Source organism: Haloferula sp. A504 (assembly GCF_044385805.1).
Taxonomy (GTDB): domain Bacteria; phylum Verrucomicrobiota; class Verrucomicrobiia; order Verrucomicrobiales; family Akkermansiaceae; genus Haloferula.
Map to the genome: position 1 here is coordinate 39,262 of NZ_JBISBU010000018.1, position 16,516 is coordinate 55,777.

The 16,516-nt window shown below is 63.2% G+C and carries 16 protein-coding genes and 2 tRNA genes; 13 read left to right on the top strand and 5 right to left on the bottom strand.

All coding sequences use genetic code 11. The features are described from left to right. The first annotated feature begins 3 nt into the window (after positions 1 to 3). Both ACG2LG_RS10810 and ACG2LG_RS10815 read left to right on the top strand, forming a co-directional pair. Entirely contained in the window at positions 4 to 708 is a 705-nt protein-coding gene (locus ACG2LG_RS10810; RefSeq protein WP_396258883.1) for a choice-of-anchor M domain-containing protein, read from the top strand. A gap of 173 nt (positions 709 to 881) precedes the next feature. Then, on the top strand, positions 882 to 2,606 hold the full coding sequence (locus ACG2LG_RS10815; protein WP_396258885.1) for a cation:proton antiporter: 1,725 nt from the start codon (positions 882 to 884) through the stop codon (positions 2,604 to 2,606). An 81-nt stretch (positions 2,607 to 2,687) separates the two neighbouring features. Here ACG2LG_RS10815 and ACG2LG_RS10820 read toward each other — a convergent pair whose 3' ends face one another. Both ACG2LG_RS10820 and ACG2LG_RS10825 read right to left on the bottom strand, forming a co-directional pair. After that, the gene (locus ACG2LG_RS10820) at positions 2,688 to 3,851 is read right to left on the bottom strand and encodes a PQQ-binding-like beta-propeller repeat protein (RefSeq protein ID WP_396258887.1); all 1,164 of its coding nucleotides are present in this window, start codon (positions 3,849 to 3,851) and stop codon (positions 2,688 to 2,690) included. A 60-nt stretch (positions 3,852 to 3,911) separates the two neighbouring features. Beyond that, on the bottom strand, positions 3,912 to 4,619 hold the full coding sequence (locus tag ACG2LG_RS10825; protein ID WP_396258888.1) for a hypothetical protein: 708 nt from the start codon (positions 4,617 to 4,619) through the stop codon (positions 3,912 to 3,914). A 275-nt stretch (positions 4,620 to 4,894) separates the two neighbouring features. On the opposite strand from ACG2LG_RS10825, the gene ACG2LG_RS10830 reads away from it, so the two are divergent. Together ACG2LG_RS10830 and ACG2LG_RS10835 are read left to right on the top strand one after the other, a co-directional pair. Further along, on the top strand, positions 4,895 to 6,493 hold the full coding sequence (locus ACG2LG_RS10830) for a GNAT family N-acetyltransferase (RefSeq protein ID WP_396258890.1): 1,599 nt from the start codon (positions 4,895 to 4,897) through the stop codon (positions 6,491 to 6,493). 126 nt (positions 6,494 to 6,619) lie between these two features. Then, positions 6,620 to 6,817 carry a hypothetical protein gene (locus ACG2LG_RS10835; RefSeq protein ID WP_396258892.1) on the top strand — a complete coding sequence of 66 codons (198 nt, stop codon included), beginning with the start codon at positions 6,620 to 6,622 and terminating at the stop codon, positions 6,815 to 6,817. A gap of 34 nt (positions 6,818 to 6,851) precedes the next feature. Here the strand turns inward: ACG2LG_RS10835 and ACG2LG_RS10840 are convergent, their stop codons facing one another. Both ACG2LG_RS10840 and ACG2LG_RS10845 read right to left on the bottom strand, forming a co-directional pair. Further along, entirely contained in the window at positions 6,852 to 7,031 is a 180-nt protein-coding gene (locus tag ACG2LG_RS10840) for a hypothetical protein (protein WP_396258894.1), read from the bottom strand. A 60-nt stretch (positions 7,032 to 7,091) separates the two neighbouring features. Continuing rightward, on the bottom strand, positions 7,092 to 8,405 hold the full coding sequence (locus tag ACG2LG_RS10845; protein WP_396258895.1) for a bifunctional UDP-3-O-[3-hydroxymyristoyl] N-acetylglucosamine deacetylase/3-hydroxyacyl-ACP dehydratase: 1,314 nt from the start codon (positions 8,403 to 8,405) through the stop codon (positions 7,092 to 7,094). A gap of 117 nt (positions 8,406 to 8,522) precedes the next feature. Between ACG2LG_RS10845 and ACG2LG_RS10850 the strand changes: the two genes are divergently transcribed. Genes ACG2LG_RS10850 through ACG2LG_RS10860 form a run of 3 tightly spaced genes read left to right on the top strand, consistent with a single transcriptional unit; the run spans position 8,523 to position 10,610 of the window. Continuing rightward, positions 8,523 to 9,323 carry an RluA family pseudouridine synthase gene (locus ACG2LG_RS10850; RefSeq protein WP_396258897.1) on the top strand — a complete coding sequence of 267 codons (801 nt, stop codon included), beginning with the start codon at positions 8,523 to 8,525 and terminating at the stop codon, positions 9,321 to 9,323. Further along, on the top strand, positions 9,286 to 10,041 hold the full coding sequence (locus ACG2LG_RS10855; RefSeq protein WP_396258899.1) for a Nif3-like dinuclear metal center hexameric protein: 756 nt from the start codon (positions 9,286 to 9,288) through the stop codon (positions 10,039 to 10,041). The genes ACG2LG_RS10850 and ACG2LG_RS10855 overlap by 38 nt, the downstream gene beginning before the upstream one ends. After that, positions 10,041 to 10,610: a DNA-3-methyladenine glycosylase gene (locus ACG2LG_RS10860; RefSeq protein ID WP_396258900.1), complete on the top strand. Its 570-nt coding sequence runs from the start codon at positions 10,041 to 10,043 to the stop codon at positions 10,608 to 10,610. Before ACG2LG_RS10855 ends, ACG2LG_RS10860 begins: the two co-directional genes overlap by 1 nt. Positions 10,611 to 10,627: 17 nt before the next feature. Here ACG2LG_RS10860 and ACG2LG_RS10865 read toward each other — a convergent pair. Then, positions 10,628 to 10,701, bottom strand: a tRNA-Gly gene (locus ACG2LG_RS10865). A 140-nt stretch (positions 10,702 to 10,841) separates the two neighbouring features. Here ACG2LG_RS10865 and ACG2LG_RS10870 point away from each other — a divergent pair. From ACG2LG_RS10870 to ACG2LG_RS10895, 6 genes are all read left to right on the top strand, one after another. After that, positions 10,842 to 10,915, top strand: a tRNA-Gly gene (locus ACG2LG_RS10870). Positions 10,916 to 10,947: 32 nt separating this feature from the next. Next, positions 10,948 to 11,553 (top strand): hypothetical protein, encoded by a 606-nt coding sequence (locus ACG2LG_RS10875; RefSeq protein ID WP_396258902.1) that lies wholly within the window; start codon positions 10,948 to 10,950, stop codon positions 11,551 to 11,553. A 52-nt stretch (positions 11,554 to 11,605) separates the two neighbouring features. Further along, a complete protein-coding gene (locus ACG2LG_RS10880; protein ID WP_396258904.1) occupies positions 11,606 to 12,868 on the top strand; it encodes a hypothetical protein in 1,263 nt (420 codons plus the stop codon). A 145-nt stretch (positions 12,869 to 13,013) separates the two neighbouring features. Then, on the top strand, positions 13,014 to 15,170 hold the full coding sequence (locus ACG2LG_RS10885; protein ID WP_396258905.1) for a GumC family protein: 2,157 nt from the start codon (positions 13,014 to 13,016) through the stop codon (positions 15,168 to 15,170). A gap of 32 nt (positions 15,171 to 15,202) precedes the next feature. After that, entirely contained in the window at positions 15,203 to 15,766 is a 564-nt protein-coding gene (locus ACG2LG_RS10890; RefSeq protein WP_396258907.1) for a polysaccharide biosynthesis/export family protein, read from the top strand. A gap of 27 nt (positions 15,767 to 15,793) precedes the next feature. Next, positions 15,794 to 16,513 carry a PDZ domain-containing protein gene (locus tag ACG2LG_RS10895; protein ID WP_396258909.1) on the top strand — a complete coding sequence of 240 codons (720 nt, stop codon included), beginning with the start codon at positions 15,794 to 15,796 and terminating at the stop codon, positions 16,511 to 16,513. Positions 16,514 to 16,516 lie beyond the last annotated feature (3 nt).

Genomic DNA, 16,516 nt, shown 5'->3' on the forward strand with positions numbered 1-16,516 from the left:
ATCATGAAAACGAATCTTCTCTTTGCGGCGTCACTTTCAATTTTGGGCCTTCCGACTCTCGGCCACGCGGCACTCCTCGTGACGGGAGGGCACATCGATGCCCCGGCCTTCGGCTACGACACCATCGGAGGCTTCGAACCGCACATTCACAACGAAGGGGGCCCGGATGGGGCGATCATCGGCGGTGTGGTCCAGACTACGGGATCCGAATACGAGCCGGACGAGCTCGTGTTCCAGCTCAAGTCAACCGTCACGACCAGCGTCAGCGGAACGGACTACTTCTGGCTGCCCGAAGGCGAGTTGGACGCGGCGGCCAACGGCCTTCCTTTCCTGGGAGTGGGCCTGGAGGAACTGGCTCAGGGCGACTGGGACGGGGGCGTTGGAACGGTGACGATCACCGCGTCGAAAGTCAGTGGGCCCGGAGAGTTCCGCCTCTGGCAGGACGATGGTTTCGGCGGGGTCGTCGACTTCATCAACACGGCGACGGCGACGGACAGCTTCACGCTGATCGCCGGGACCCATACCCATTACAACTGGGGCTTCACGGAACTCGGCGTCTATGAAATCGAATTTGGAATTTCGGGCAACCACGTCACGGATGGAGCCCAGTCCGGCTCCGCGGTTTACACCTTCGCCGTCCCGGAGCCTTCAACAGCTTTGCTGGGTGTGTTGGGGGGTCTGTTGCTGCTGCGCCGTCGGCGGGGCTGACCTCTTTCCAGGAACGGTCGAGTTGAAGCGGGTGGGGTGCTCAGGCACTCCGCCCGCACTGCGTTTCGCCCCCGGCATGGACCCCGCGCCAGGCTGCCGACTCCGGGGAACTCGATTGCTTGTGGCACCGCTTTTCCATCGCCATGCCGGGGCTGGCAACTAGCCTGACGACGATGACTTTGCCTCTGCTGGCTGCTGGAGAGTCGCCGATCACGTCCTTTTTCGGACTGTTGGCGATGGTGCTGGTGATGTCCGTGCTGATGGCGCTGATCCTGACCAAGGCGAAGCAAAGCCTGCTGGTGGGATATTTCGTGGTCGGTGTGGTGATCGCCAACAGCGGCCTGCTGTGGTTCGTGGGCGCGGACAAGGACGACCCGGTGATCGGCCATCTGGCCGAGCTGGGGGTGATCCTCTTGATGTTCACCCTCGGGATCGAGTTCTCGCTGAGCGAGCTCAAGCACCTGTGGCGGATCGCCCTTTTCGGCGGCGGACTGCAGGTCGCGCTCACCGGCCTCCTGGCGGGCTTGGGCGCCAAATGGGCGGGTCTGCCCGGCCCCGAGTGCGCGGTGATTGCGGTGGGAGTGGCGCTGAGCTCGACCGCCGTGGCGATGAAGTCGTTCCAGGAACTCGGTCAACCGCACAACCCGGGAGCCCGCGCGGCGCTGGGAGTGGCTCTTTTTCAGGACATCTTCGTCATCCTCTTCATCCTGATATTACCGGCGATCTACGGACTCGGGGAAGGGACGTTGGCCGGTGGCATCGGCATCGCGCTGGGCAAGGGCATACTTTTCCTCGGCGCCGTGATGCTGTTCGGAAAATATGTCAACGAACCGCTGCTCCATCTGGTCGCGCGGACGCGCAGCCGGGAGCTTTTCACACTGACGGTGATCGCGCTGTGCTCGGCGGTGGCCCTGGCCGGCCAGATGCTCGACCTCTCCCTTTCGCTGGGGGCCTTCGCCGCCGGTCTGGTGGTCAGCGAGTCGATCTACTCCCACCGGATTCTCTCGGACATCCTGCCCTTCAAGGACCTGTTTCTGACGATCTTCTTCGTCTCCGTCGGCCTGATGATCGACGTCGGGGCCCTGCTCGAGGACTGGGTCTTCGTGCTGGTGGGGACGCTGGTGATCCTGGTGGTGAAAGGCTCGATCGTGCTCGGGGCGGTGAGGCTGATGAAACTGCCGCTGCGACCGGCCCTGCTGGCGGCGGCGAGCCTCGCCAGCACGGGGGAATTCTCGCTGGTGCTTCTGGCGCAGGCGGGGGCCTACCGGGCCTTCGATCCTGCCGTGATGCAGCTGCTGCTGGCCTGCACGGCAGTCTCGATGGGTCTGGTGCCGAGCCTGATGCGGGGCGCCACCCCTTTCGGCAAGTGGCTTGAAGCCCGGGTGGGCCACAAGCTGCCGACGGGGGAGGGCCTGGAACACGGTCTCTCGACCAGGCAGATGCAGGACCATGCGGTGATCTGCGGTTTCGGACCGGTGGGCCGCGCGCTGAACGAGTCGCTGCGCCGCTGCGGCGTCGACACGCTGGTGCTCGAAATGAATGCCGACACGGTCGCCGAGTTGAAGCGGGGCAAGCAGGCGGTGCTGTTCGCCGATGCGACCCATCCGGAGGCGCTGGACCTGGCGGGCATCGAGCGGGCGCGGATGGTCGCCTTCACCTTCCCGGCGGTCGAATCGACGCTGGCGGCGCTGCCGCTGGTGCGGGAGCGGAATGCCGAGGTCTGTGTGTTCGGGCGTGCGAAGTTCCAGAACGAGGTGGAGCAACTCAAGGCGAAGGGCGTGAACGTGATCCACGACGAGTGCGAGAGCGCCGGTGCCATGATCCGGTCGGCCATGGGCGTCTATCAGCGGGCCGATCTCGATGACAAGGAGATCGACGAGATCGCGCATCCGGCGTGAGGGCGGGGCGGCGGAAGCCACGGGCCGAGGACTTGCATGACCGGGATCAATTCTTACGACTCGAACTCGGGGAATGGGGCATCAACCGGCCACCGAGTAGCAGACCACGGTCGACCGGTGCTTGAAGATCAGGTAGCCCTCGCCGAAGGCGCCGCTCGGCCATTCCTTGTCGATGGTTTCGAGCTCATGGAGCACGGTGCCCTTCAGATCCAGCAGCCGGATCACGCGGTCGAAGACGATCAGGCGGTCATCGCCGGTGACGATCACGCTCGATGCCCGTGGAAAGGTCCAGAGCGGTTCGCCGGTCTCGAGGTCAAGGCAGCGGCCGACCTCCGGCAGGTACACCTGGCCGGCCCCGGGGTGGATGACCGGGCTGGTGGTCTTGCAGTGATATTTCGAACGCCAGATCTCCTTTCCGTCGCGGTAGCACACCGTCCGCCGGAGGTTGTAGGCGGCGGATGCCACCACCAGGTTCCCGCTCACCGCCGGGGTTGAAATGTTGCACGCATACTGGGTCGGCCACGGGATCTCCCGGCCCTCGATCCACAGCTTGTCGATGCCGAAGAAGACCCTCGCATCCGGGGCGGTCGGCCCGCCGCTGTGCCCGACCTGGCCCTCGCCCCAGGCGGCGGTCTCACGGCCCGTTTCACGGTCGAACGCCATCACCGCGCCCCGGGTGCCCCCGACCTCGACCCACACGTTCGGGCCGTGCAGCAGCGGGGATCCGGTGTAGCCGTAGTCGCGGATGTGCTTGCGCGGCCCCATCCGGTAATTCTCGTAGAGGTTGAGGCTCCACTTCTTTCTCCCCGTTGCCACATCCCAGCACCAGAGGTCGCCGTCCACCGAAAGGGTGAAGAGTCGCGAGCCATCGCAGGCCGGTGTCGATAGCGGCCCGACGTAGAAGCCCTTGTCGCCCGTGGAATGCCTGCCGTAGCGACCGCCCGGCGAGTGCCCCTGCCAGACGACCTCGCCCGTCGCGGCCTCCACGCAGGTCACCTTGGTCCGCTCGCCGTCCAGCGTCGTCAGGTAGATCTTTCCGTTCACCACGATCGGCGAGCCGTCGGACTCGCCGAAGGACCGCTGCCACAGCTTGCGCGGCGGCCATTGCCCGCTCGGCTCGGCGGTGTGCCCGGTGCGCATCGGTCCAAGCCATTGAGCCCACCCCTTCAACGCCTCCTCGGCGGGAAGCGGGGTCGTGAGGACGTGACCAGCCAAGGCCAGCAGCATTCCCGGAAACAAACGCATGCGCCCCATACCTCACGACGCGGGCCCTCCCTTTCATCGGGCGGGACCGGGCGGGCTTGGTCAATCGAACGGACCGAACTCGGAGATGGTGACCACGCGCACCACCATGTGCGGATCGTGAATCATGAGCACGTAGCCCCGGGCGTTCGCGTCCGCCGGCACGAACCGGTCGTGGCAGATCACCTCGTTTCCGTCGTGGTCGTGACTCACCAGCAATTGGAACATTCCGTTGCCGTCGGCCGCCGGTTCGACCACCTGGGTCTTGCCGGGCGGGGTCTTCGTTTCCTTGTCGCCCGTCTTCACGTCGCAGGTCACCTCGCTTGCGTTGACCAGCAGGAGTTTCCCCTTTCCGAACTTGGTTTTCTTGCCGTCGATCACGTGGGCGTCGAAGCGTCCCTCATCCTGGCTGGCCGAGAGAACGACGAGTGCCCGCTCCATGTTCCGGGGCACGGTGAAAGTTGCGGCCGGCTGCAGCTTCCCATCCTCCCGGATGCAGAATCCGATCTCTTCGCGGGGCAGTTGGATCCAGTCGGATACGAAGGATGGCCGCACGTCGAGCTCCTCCCGCCCCCGCCACTCACCCTTGTCGTCCCTGGTTGCCAGCACGCATTCCGCCTGAGCCCTGGGGGCGGTTGGAAGCACGATCCGGATCTGGACTTCGTCTTCCGCGGCCTCCACCGGTTGGATCATCGTTGGGAAAAGGAACGGGGCGAGGATGAAGGAAAGGAGTTCCGGGAGGTGGGAGAACCGGGGGATGGAACGGATCATGGTAGATGACGTGAAACGAATTGCAGGCAGTCTGAGAGCGTCCGCTCCGCAAGTCGAGGATTCACTCGGCGGCGCAAGATCATCATAGAAAGATCGTTGGCCTCGTGGCGGCATGCACGACCGGGCCGTCTGGGGCTGGCCCAAGGATCGTGGGATGGGCGATCCTTCAGGAGTCCGGGAAGGCAGCGCGGGTCACATCCGGACGGGGTGGGTGGCGAGGGTGGGGAAGGAATCCGTCGCTTGCGGTTTGGCGACGGGCGGCGGAACCTCCCGCCGTGCAGCCGAAGGAATACGAGACGAACAAAGGAACGGTGTGGGTTCGAAATCCGGGGATCGAGGACATCCCCGCGATGATCAAGCTGCACCGCCTGTGCTTTCCCCAGATGGTGGCCGCCGACGGCGCGTGGGAAGAAGGGGAGCTGAAGTCCCACCTCGATGTCTTCGAGGAGGGGCAGTTCGTGGCGGTGGTCGACGGCAAGATCGTCGGCGTGGCGTCGTCGCTGATCGTCTCGATGGGCCGCGACCCGCTGCGCAAGCACACCTACTACGGGATCACCGACGACGGCTATTTCTACAACCACGATCCGCAGGGCGACACGCTCTACGGGGCCGAGGTGTACGTCGATCCGGAGTGCCGGGGCCTGGGCATTGGAAAGGTTCTCTACGAGGCTCGGCGCGACCTGTGCCGACGCCTGAACCTGCGACGCATCCTGGCCGGGGGGCGCCTCTCGAACTACGCCAGCCATGCCGAGCGGTTGACGCCCGAGGAATACGTCTGGCAGGTGCAGGAGGGGAAGATCGGCGATCCGGTGCTGGGTTTCCAGATCTCGCAGGGCTTCGCGGTGCGCGGGGTGATGCCGAACTACATCCGGGATCCTCTTTCCAAGGATTTCGCGAGCCTCATCGAGTGGCTGAACCCGGACTACCAACCGCAGGACAGCGACGACCCGAAGGTGCGCGTGGCCTGCGTGCAGTACAAGATGCGCAAGGTCGCGGACTTCGATGAATTCGCTGCGCAGGTCCGGTATTTCGTGGAAACCGCGGGCGAGGACTACGGGGCGGAGTTCGTGCTGTTCCCCGAGTTCCTGAGCGTGCAGCTCCTCAGTGGCCTGCCGCCGATGGGATCGCGCGAGGGAATCCGCAAGTTGTCGGAGTTCACGGCACAGTATGTCGACCTGATGGCCACGCTGGCTCGCGAGCAGGGCCTCTACCTGATCGCCGGCTCGCACCCGGTCGAGCAGGAGGACGGCCGCCTGCACAATTCGGCGATGATCTTCAAACCCGACGGCAGCCACGTCGAGCAGCCGAAGTTGCACATCACTCCGAGTGAAAAGACCTGGTGGGGCATCTCCGGCGGGGATTCCCTGATGGTGATCCAAACGCCCAAGGCGCGGATCGGGGTGCTGATCTGCTACGACGTGGAATTTCCCGAAGCGGCGCGCTACCTCGCGGACCGCGGGGTGGAGATCCTCTTCGTGCCCTACTGCACCGACAACCGTCAGGGCTACCTGCGGGTGAGCACCTGTGCCGCGGCGCGGGCGATCGAGAACCAGATCTACGTGGCGACGGCCGGGGTGGTGGGCAACCTGCCGGATGTCCCGGCGATGGACATCCACTACGGCCGCGCGGCGGTGTTCACGCCGAGCGACTTCGAGTTTTCCAGGGACGGAATCCAGGGCCAGGCCGATCCGAACGTCGAGACGATGCTGGTGACCGACCTCGACATCTCCGATCTCTACCGCTCGCGCGAGAGCGGGGCGGTGACGCCGATGAGCGACCGCCGCAAGGATCTCTTCGAATTCCGGCCCAAACTCTCGAACGAGATCATCGCCCGTGGCGTGGAGGAGGGGACGATCGAAGGCGAGGAGGGCTGAATCTTCCTGGTTGGGGAGGCCATGCCGGGGTTCGGGGGATGAAACTGATCCGTTGGACCAAGAAATTTGGTAATTGCGACTCTCGCTCGCGATTGGTAGTCAAGAACCCCAAACCTTCAGGTTTCCATGACTCCCCACCGCCCCCAACAACTCCGGCAGGCCTACACGGCGGGCCGGGATGCCTCATTGCAGCAGGGGCTGGTACCTGGACGGCTTGAGAGCCCGGCGGTCGAAGCCAAACTCGACAAGCTCTTCGCCTTGTCGGTGGGGATGTTCGTCGCCGCCGTGGCGGCCGTGACCGCGGTGGGGATCTGGCTGTTCTGAGGACCGCCGATTATGAAATCGGCATCTCATCGGTTCAGCGAGGCTTCTCGATCGAAGATGCCGATTTCATAATCGGCGGTTCTTCCGAAGACTCCTCGAACTCACCCGCACAGCACGAGGCGAGGGCGGTGTAGCAGTCCTCGCAGATGGGGCGGTCGCCGAAATGGAGTTCGGTCGGGGCGCCGCAGCGGGAGCAGGGGGTGGAGTCCGGCATGATGGAGACGCGGCTGGAAGCCACGGGGACGGCCTGCGGCAGGATGCCGCAGCGACCGGATCAGTTGTCCACCAGCGCGAACTTGAGGTCCGCCTCGGAGGCGATCTCACCGTTGACCAGGCAGCGGCAGGAGGTCTGGCCGATCGAACCGCGGGCCTTGGTCATCTCGGCCTGGATGTAGAGCGTGTCGCCGGGCAGCACCGGGCGCCGCCACTTGACGTTGTTGGAGCTCATGAAGTAGCCGATCTTGCCGGCGTTTTCCGGTTTGCGGAGCATCAGGATGGACGACACCTGGGCCATCGCCTCGAGCTGCAGGACGCCGGGCATGATCGGGTGGCCGGGGAAGTGGCCGGGGAAGAAGGGTTCGTTGATGGTAACGTTCTTGACGCCGGTGCACTTGTTGTCTCCCTCGAAGTCGACGATGCGGTCGACCATCAGGAACGGGTAGCGGTGCGGCAGGAGCTTCATGACATCGTTGATGTCGAGCACGGCCTCGCCACGCGGAATTTCGAAGGGTGCGGCGAGGGCGCGCATCTGCGAGTACTGCTCCTTGAGTTTGGCCGCCATCTTCGTGTTGGGGCCGTGGCCGGGCTTGACGCAGATCACGTGGCCGAGCAGGCGCTTGCCGCAGAGCATGAGGTCGCCGATGACGTCGAGTGCCTTGTGGCGGGCGAATTCGTTGTCGAAGCGCACCGCCTCCTTGCTCATCACCTGATCGCCGCGGACGACCACCGCGTTTTCCAGCGAGCCTCCCTTGATGAGCCCCTTGTCGAGCAGCGGCTTGACGTCCTCGTAGTAAACGAAGGTGCGGGCCCGCGCGATCTCGTTCTCGTAGGTCTCGGGGTTGACCTCGGTGGAAAAATACTGGGCGAAGCGGCCGCCGGGGCCGACGTTGGTAACGGAGACCCGGAATTTCCGGTCGGGCACGATGGTGATCAGCGATCCGTCGCCGGTTTCCATGTGCAGCGGCTCGCGGATCTCCCAGGTTTTGCGGGGTGCTTCCTGGGTGGCGATTCCGGCCTTCTTGATCAGCTCGACGAAGGGGCCCGCGGAGCCGTCGCCGATCGGCGGCTCGTTGGCGTTCATCTCGATGATGGCGTTGTCGACGCCCATGCCGACGAGGGCGGAGAGGACGTGCTCGACGGTGTGAACCTTGACCGAGCCTTCGGCGAGGGTGGTGGCGCGCTCGACGGTCTGGACCTTCGAGACGTCGGCATCGATGAACGGCTGGTCGGCGATGTCGACCCGGCGGAACTTGAAGCCGTGGTTTTCCGGGGCGGGTTGGAGGGTGAGGGTGACCTTCTCACCGGTGTGCAGCGAGGTGCCTTCGAGGGTGGCGGGTCCGGCAAGGGTCTGTTGCGCGTCAGCGGGCATGCGCGGAGCCTACGGCTCGAAAGTTCCAAGTGAGAAGTTCCAAGTTCCAAGGTCCAATTCTCGTGAAGCATCATTTTGGCACTTGGAACTTTTCACTTGGAACTTCGGACTGTGCGCGTGAGGGCCGAGTGCGATTTCCGGGTGGTCGATGAGACCGGCGACTGGATCGTGGTCGAGAAGCCGGCGCCGCTGGCGGTGCATCCGGCGAACGGCCGCACCGACGAGCCGACCCTGCTCGGTGGATTGCAGGCGCTGCTGGCCTGCGACCTGGCCGATGGCGGCGGGCTCTCCATTTTGACGCGACTGGATCGCGAAACCAGCGGGTTGGTGCTGGTGGCGAAAACCAGGGAGGCCGCCCGGCATTTCTCGGGCCTGCTCGAGCGGCGGGAAGTGGGGAAGGAATATCTGGCGGTGGTGCACGGCTGGCCGCATTCGGACGATTGGATGGAGGAGGGTCCGATTCTGCGGGCCGGCGAGGTGGGGGAGTCTCCGATCTGGCTGCGACAGCGGGTGCATGCCGGGGGCAAACCCTGTGCCACCCGGTTCCGGGTCGAGCAGCGTTTCGAGAGAAGCGGGGGGCGGTTCTCGGTGCTGCGATGCTTTCCCGAAACGGGACGGATGCACCAGATCCGCGTTCATTTGGAGGTGGCTGGGCATCCGCTGGTCGGCGACAAGATCTACGGCTCCGATGGATCCCCGTATCTGGAGCAGATTTCCGGCGGGCTGTCGGAGGAATCCCGCCGCCGCCTGATGCTTCCGCGTCATGCCCTGCACGCCTGCCGGTTGGCGGGGGAATGGGAGGGGCGGATGCGGGTGTGGGAGTCGCCCTTGCCGCGGGATTTGGCTCGGTTTGTGGACGGCAGGGCGCTAGACGACGGGCATGGCGAAGCTTTCGGAAATCAGGGCCTTTCTGGATGACCAGCTGAAGATTGCCGAGATCCCCGACTACCCGGGAGCGGTGAACGGTCTGCAACTCGCGGGAAACGAGGAGGTCGCGAAAGTGATCGCGGCGGTCGATGCCTCGGCCCCGGTCATCGAGAAGGCGGTGGCGGCCGGCGGGGACCTCCTGCTGGTTCATCACGGGATGTTCTGGCGTGGCGCGCAGCCGTTGACCGGAGCGTTCTACCGGAAAATCAAGGCGGCGATGGACGCCGGAATGGCGATATACTCCGCCCACCTCCCGCTCGACGTGCATCCGGAGTGGGGGAACAATGCCCGACTGGCTGTGGAGATCGGGATGGAAGTGGACGGCGGTTTTCTCGACTACAAGGGGATGCCGGTCGGCTTGCTCGGCCAGTGGCGGGGGGCGCTCGCCGATCTGGTGGATCGGGTGGGGCGGGCAATTGGCGGTGCTCCTCACATTTGCCCGGCCGGCCCCGGGCAGATCGGTCGGATCGGCCTCTGCACCGGGGGTGCCGGCTCACAGGTGGCGGAGGCGGCGGAGGCGGGGATCGATGCCTTCATCACCGGCGAGGGACCACACCACACCTACGGACTGGCCGAGGAACTGGGAATCAATCTCATCTACGCCGGGCACTACGCGACCGAGACTTTCGGGGTGAAGGCGCTGGCAGGCGCGCTTTCAGAGCGATTCGGAGTGGCTGGCCAGTTCATCGATCACCCGACCGGGCTCTGATGAATCCGGACGATCTGGACTCATCCTTCTTCAAGGCTCATCCTGTGGAGTGCGCCCGGCGCTTGATCGGGGCCGAGTTTCGCTGGGACGGCTGCGCCGGGAGAATAGTCGAGACCGAGGCCTACGCGGCCGAAGACGATCCGGCCTGCCACACGTTTTTCCGGCCGAGCGCCCGGTCTTTTGTCGAAGAGAAGCCACCCGGAGCGGCTTACGTCTACCTGAACTACGGCGTTCACTGGCTGTTCAACGTGCTGGTCAAGGGAGGTGAAGTCAGTGGTTTCGTCCTCTTCCGCGCGCTGGAGCCGATCGAGGGACTTTCGATGATGCAGACTAGAAGATCCCGGGTGAAAGAGGATGAATTGTGTTCGGGGCCCGGGAGGCTGACCCAGGCCCTCGGAATCTCGGGAGAGGCCCATGGGGCGGAGTTTCTGAGCCACGAGGCTCGTGGGATCAGGCTCGGGCAGCCCATGGAAGTCCTGAGCGGCCCCCGGATCGGGATTTCCCGAGGAACCGGGCTCCAATGGCGTTTCGGGGCACCGCGATGCCTCCACCTGAGCCGCCGGTTCTAACCCTTGGCAAGGGAGGCTGGTACGGGCGACGGGAATCGAACCCGTATCTCAAGCTTGGGAAGCTCGCATTCTACCATTGAACTACGCCCGCCTTGCACGAGGGCGATAGCGAGCGGCTCCGCCTCAAGCAACCGAAAAATGGGTCGGGATCGTTTCGTGCGCCCCTCCCAAAAAACCGAATTTATCCTTGCCGCTGCGAGCTTTGCGCTGTTTTCTTGTCGAAGTCCGAGCGCGGGTATAGCTTAGTGGTAAAGCTCCAGCCTTCCAAGCTGATTACGCGGGTTCGATTCCCGCTACCCGCTCCAACGTCCCACGAAACCCCTCAGAAATTTCCGCAATGAAGTTCCTACTCTCCATCGCCGCCGTTCTGCTGGCCACCAATTCGTATGGCAATGATGCTGCCGTGGACGACTGCTTGGAGCTGTCGGTCAAGGTTCGTCATCAGGTCAGCGCCAAGCCGTCACTCGTGCTCGAGATCGTGGAAAAGCAAATCGCAGCTTCGCCCGGATGCGCCTGCGAAATCGTCAAGGCAGCGATCGAGGAAGTCTCCGCCGAAGCCGAGCTTGTCGGAGCCATTGTCGAGACCGCGGCGATGACCGCTCCCGAGCAAATGCGCCTGATTGCCCAGTGCGCCCTTGCGGTGGCTCCTGACGCGCTGTCCGAAATTCAGGCGGTGATGATTCGCCTTGAGCCGTCCAGCGGTGAGGCGGGTCTCAGTGCCAAGAGCGCGAAGGGTCCCAAGCAACCGCTGCCGGACGTCAAACCCGCTTGGAACCCGCTGGACTTTCCGGGTCAGGGCATTGGCCCGAGCCCGGGAACCTGGTTTTTCAATCCCATCGACCCGGTGACTCCCATTCCTCCGGTCATCAATCCCCCGGTGGTCGAGCCCCCGGTCGGCACCCCGACCGACCCTGGCTCCCAGACAGAGATTCGTCCCCGTTGACCCTTAGCCCCACCCTGAAGACCTTCGCTGTTCCCCACCCCACCCCACTCTCATGAAACGCTACCTTGCAACCGCCCTCCTTTCCGCGATCGGGGCGATTTCCGCCCAGGCCCAGGAGGGTCTCTATTACATCGGATCGGAGGCCCAGGAGCCACTCCCGCTCGAGTGGTCGCTTGGAATCAACTTCACCTGGGATGACAACGTTACCCCGACGGCGATCGGCCTGGGGGCCAACGAGTCCGCCTTCAGCGTCAACCCGTACGTCGGTCTGTCGTTTGTGAACATCACGCCGCGCTCGACCTTGGATCTCTATGCCCGAGTCGGTGCCATCTACTATTTGGACGCTCCTTCCGCGATCGGAGCCGATGACCTGAATCCGCAATTCCGAATGGGCCTGAACTGGACGCATCGTTTCACCGAGCGTCTCCGGTTCACCAGCCGCAACTTCGCCGCCTACGAGTTGGAGCCGGACTACGCCTATGGTTTTGCGACCTCCCGGCAGAACGATGCCTATTTCCATTGGGGTACCACCAACGCGGTCGGCTTCCGCTGGACCGAGCGCTTGGCGACCTACACCGGGTTCGGAATCCGCGGGCTGGACTACGACAGCGCGGTGAACAACCAGGATCGCCTGATTTACGAGTTGTTCCACCAGTTCCGCTACCAGCTGACGCCGCAGACGGTGGCGACCTTTGATTATCGCTACTCACAAACCGAGGCGGATGGATTCGCCTCGGATTCATCCTCCCACTTCGTTCTTCTCGGGGTCGAGCATCGCTTCAGCCCGAACACGATCATCGTGGCCAAGGCGGGTGCCCAATTCCGCGAGTCCGACGCCCGCGCCGGCTCCAACGCGACCTCGCCCTTTGTCGAGCTTGCGCTCCGCTCGAATATCAACGACCAGTTTTCGATTCGCTCGTTCGTCCGTTACGGAATCGAGGACTACGACACCACCCGCATCATCGCGAATGGGGGAGCGGTCGGTCTCTACGACTTTGATGACCGGCGGACCCTTCGCGTTGGTATCCGCGGGAATTACGAATTCTCGCCCCGTTTGAGTGCTTTCACCGGAATCGACTACATCCCTGCTGACTTTGGTGATGGCCGTCTGGTCGCGGTTCAGGCTGGTCTGCCCGCCTTGACCGCGAACGGAATCCGTGAGGACCTGTTCAACATTTACGCCGGCGTCAATGTGCGGTTTACGGATCGAATCTACGGTTCGCTGTCCTACAACTTCACCACCGCCGATTCGGATTTTGTCGGACAGAGTTACGACCGGAACCGCGTCACGGTTGGTGTGCATGCCCAGTTCTGATTGCAGGCCTGATCGGCTCTGGCAGTTTTCTCCCTCGGTTTTTCAATCATAGATCCCTTTTCAACCTCCCGCAGTGGTATTCTCCATTGCGGGAGGTTTTCGTTTGAACCCCCTTCTTTCCAAGTCGATAAATCCCCGTCATCTCATGAATTCCGAACAGAGCAACTCATCGGAGGTCGCCCTCCACGCGATTGACTACTGGCAAGTCATCAAGAACCGCTACGGCATCATTCTCCTGACCTTCCTGCTCGTCTTCATGACCGCCCTCGTCATCACCTATGTGATGCCGAAACGGTACGAGTCTTCGGCGACCATTCAGGTCCGCCCGAATCTTCCCTCGGTCCAGGTTCTCCCCGGCTACGTCTCCCATGATCCGACCGCCGGCAGCGCGACCTTCTTCCCGACCGAGTTCGAGGTGATCAAGTCACAGAAAACCCTCGATATCGTCGTCGACAAACTCGATCTCATCAATCACTGGAGTGCGGATCGTGAGACGTGCCGGGCGCGACTCCAAGGCATCATTGGTGCGCAGAATATTCGTGGCACCGACCTCATCGAAATCAAGGTTCGGACCTCGAACCCGGCCGATGCCAGGATGATCGCGGAAACGGTGTCGGATGCTTACCGAGAGCGGCGAAAAGTTCTTGAGAATAAACGGTCGGATCGGGCAATGGCCGAACTACGGGAGGCGGTGCGCTCGCAGGAGGATCTGGTGGAGGAGAAACGCAAGGTTCTCACTCAGTTGATCCGGAACGAAGGAGTGATCTACAGTCGAGGATCAGGGGACGAGGGGGGCTACACTGAAGAGCGGCAGGCTCTCAGTGCCGCGCAACGATACGCCGAGCTCGAATCCGAAAAGATCAAGCTGGAGAGCCAGATCGACACCTTGCTTCGCTACGATGGTGAACAATTGATCACCTACGCGGCCGGGCTGAATTTGCCCGAGAATATCATCAAGACTTTGCATCCGCGCTGGCTCGAGGCGAGAAGGGAAATTGCAGCCGCCAAGCTCGGAGGACTCGGAGAGAACCACCCGACCGTCAAGCAGCAGAGCAAGATGATCGAGGGCTTGAACCGGGACCTCGAGGAGGGCGTGGTGGCCCTTCGGGAAACCCTGAGGGCTCAGCTTGAACTGGTGTCCGAGCAGGCCGAGCGGCTCCGGATCAAGAAGGACAAGGAGGAAGCGGAGGCGGTCACGCACGGCATCGCGCGCTACAGCTTCGATGACGCGAAAGCCGATTTCGAGACCGCCCAGGAATTGCTCGAGAAACTCAAGGTGAAGTTGATCAGCGAGGAAATGCAGCGCCGGATCTCCGAGGACCCGGTTGTGGTCCACGCCGATCCTGTCGAATCGCAGAGCCCGGTGAGTCCGAATGTGAAGCTCAACCTCGCGCTCGGAGCGGTGGTGGGCCTCGTGTTTGGCATCGGCATCGCCTTCTTCCTCGAATACCTCGACACCTCGGTGAAGACGCTCGAGGACGTCGAGAAATACCTTCAGGTTCCCGTGCTCGCCGTGATTCCGAAGGAGGTCGGGATTCTCTACAAGCAGAGCGGGATGAGTCCGGATGCGGAAGCCTACCGAATACTTCGAACCAACATCGAGTTCAACCGGAAGAACCCCGAGGACAACTCGATCACCGTCGTTTCGGGTGGAGCCGGTGAGGGCAAGTCGACCACCCTGGTCAACCTCGCCTACATCTGTGCGCAGGGGGGGTACACCACGTTGATGATCGACGCCGACCTTCGCCGCCCCCGTCTCCACACCTTCTTCGACATCAACAACTCGGTTGGCCTCACCAACTACCTGACGACCGACCTGATGCTTGAGGACGTCATTCTCCAGACGCCGGTCGACAACCTCTACTTCATGCCGTCGGGGATCCTGCCGGCCGACGCGGCGGGCATCCTGAACTCCCGCCGGATGTCCGAGCTGATCCAGGATGTGAAGCAACGCTTCGACCTCGTCCTCATCGACTCCCCGCCGATCCTCGGCGTAAGCGATGCGTCCGTGCTCGCGAGCGAAGTCGACCTCACCATGGTCGTCATTCAGCACCGCAAGCTTCCCCGCAACATGCTCCTGCGGGTCAAGTCGGCGGTCGAGAATGTCGGAGGCCACGTCATCGGCGTCGTGCTGAACAACGTGGATGTCCGCAGCGACAGCCAGTATCAGTACTACACGAGCTACTACACCTACTACGCCCCGAGCGACGCGCCGGCACCGGCGGCCAAACCCGCGAAGAAGTCGGCGGAGTCGGCGGCGGTCGCGGAGAAGCCGGTGTCGACGCAGGACGACCTCTATTGACAGCCCGGGCATCACAAGTGACCTTCGGAACCATGAAGACGATTCATTTGATCCTGTTGGGACTCCTCTCCCTGATCGGCTATGCCGCAGGCCAGACGACCATCGAGGCGGGTCGGGCGATCGAAATCCGGATTCAGGGAGTCCCGAGCGAAGAAATGAGCCGGGTGAACAACACCTATCCGGTCTCCGAAGGGGGTTACATCCGGATGCCCTTCATCGGCAACGTGCGGGCGGCGGGGATGAGTCCGAATGCCCTGGCGAACAGCATCGAGTCCCGATACCGGGCGGCGAAGATCTACACGGATCCGACGGTTCAGGTCTTTGCGTCCAGCGACGAAACCGTCGCGGAATACACGGTCACGGTGGGAGGTTACGTCCGGAGTCCCGGGCAAAAGCGTTACACCCGCGGGTTGAACCTCTACGATGCGATCCAGGCGGCGGGCGGGGCCAATGAGTTTGGAAGCTTGTATCGGGTGAAGCTCATCCGGGACGGGAACCTCCGGCAATACAACGTCAAGGAAACCGAAGCGAAGGGGGTTCTTCTCAAGCCGAACGACACCATCGAGGTTCCCCAGAAGAATCTTTTCGGGCGCTGATACCCGGGTGTGATGAGCGTTCCAGGGTTGAGGACATGGCTGGTCTTGCTGGCGCTCGTCGTCGCGGTGCTGCCGTCCAGGGCGGTCGAACCACCGGAGGAGCTTCTCAAGGAGCTGTCATCCGAGCATTACCCGCAGCGCATCAAGGCACAGCGTGCTTTGGAGGACTGGGCGGCGGAAGCGGGCGACGAAGGGCTGGGTTGGCTTCTTGAAACGAGCAGCGCCCACGACGAACCCGAAGTGCGGAACCGGGTGTTCGAAGTCCTGAGAAGCCAGGTGATGTCGCAGCTCGACCGCGAACGTCCGGGTTTCATCGGAATCACCATGGTCGGCTTCCAGGTTGATCTGGAGGGGGAAAAGGTGCCTGCGGTTGCCATCACTTCGGTCCAGAAGGGCTCTCCGGCTGACCGGACCGGGTTGCGGGAGGGTGACCGGATTCTCGGCATCGATGGAGAGCGCTGGACCGAGGGAGACACGCCGGATCAGTTGGCCCGGAAGGTGGGTGGAATGAAGCCGGGAGAGGAGATCGAGTTGGAGGTCGCCAGGGAGGACGAGGTGAAAACCTTTGCCCTGAAGCTTGCGCCGCGTCCCTGGGCTGCGGGCGAATGGGGCGAACTTCGCCAGATGCGTGCCGTCCCGTTCGCGGGCAGGTTTTCTCTCGAAAACGTGGAGAAGGAAGAGCGGGACAAGGCTTTCAGGGAATGGTTGCAGAAGCGGACGCCCGGACCGGGTGCCGGTGCCCGGTGATCG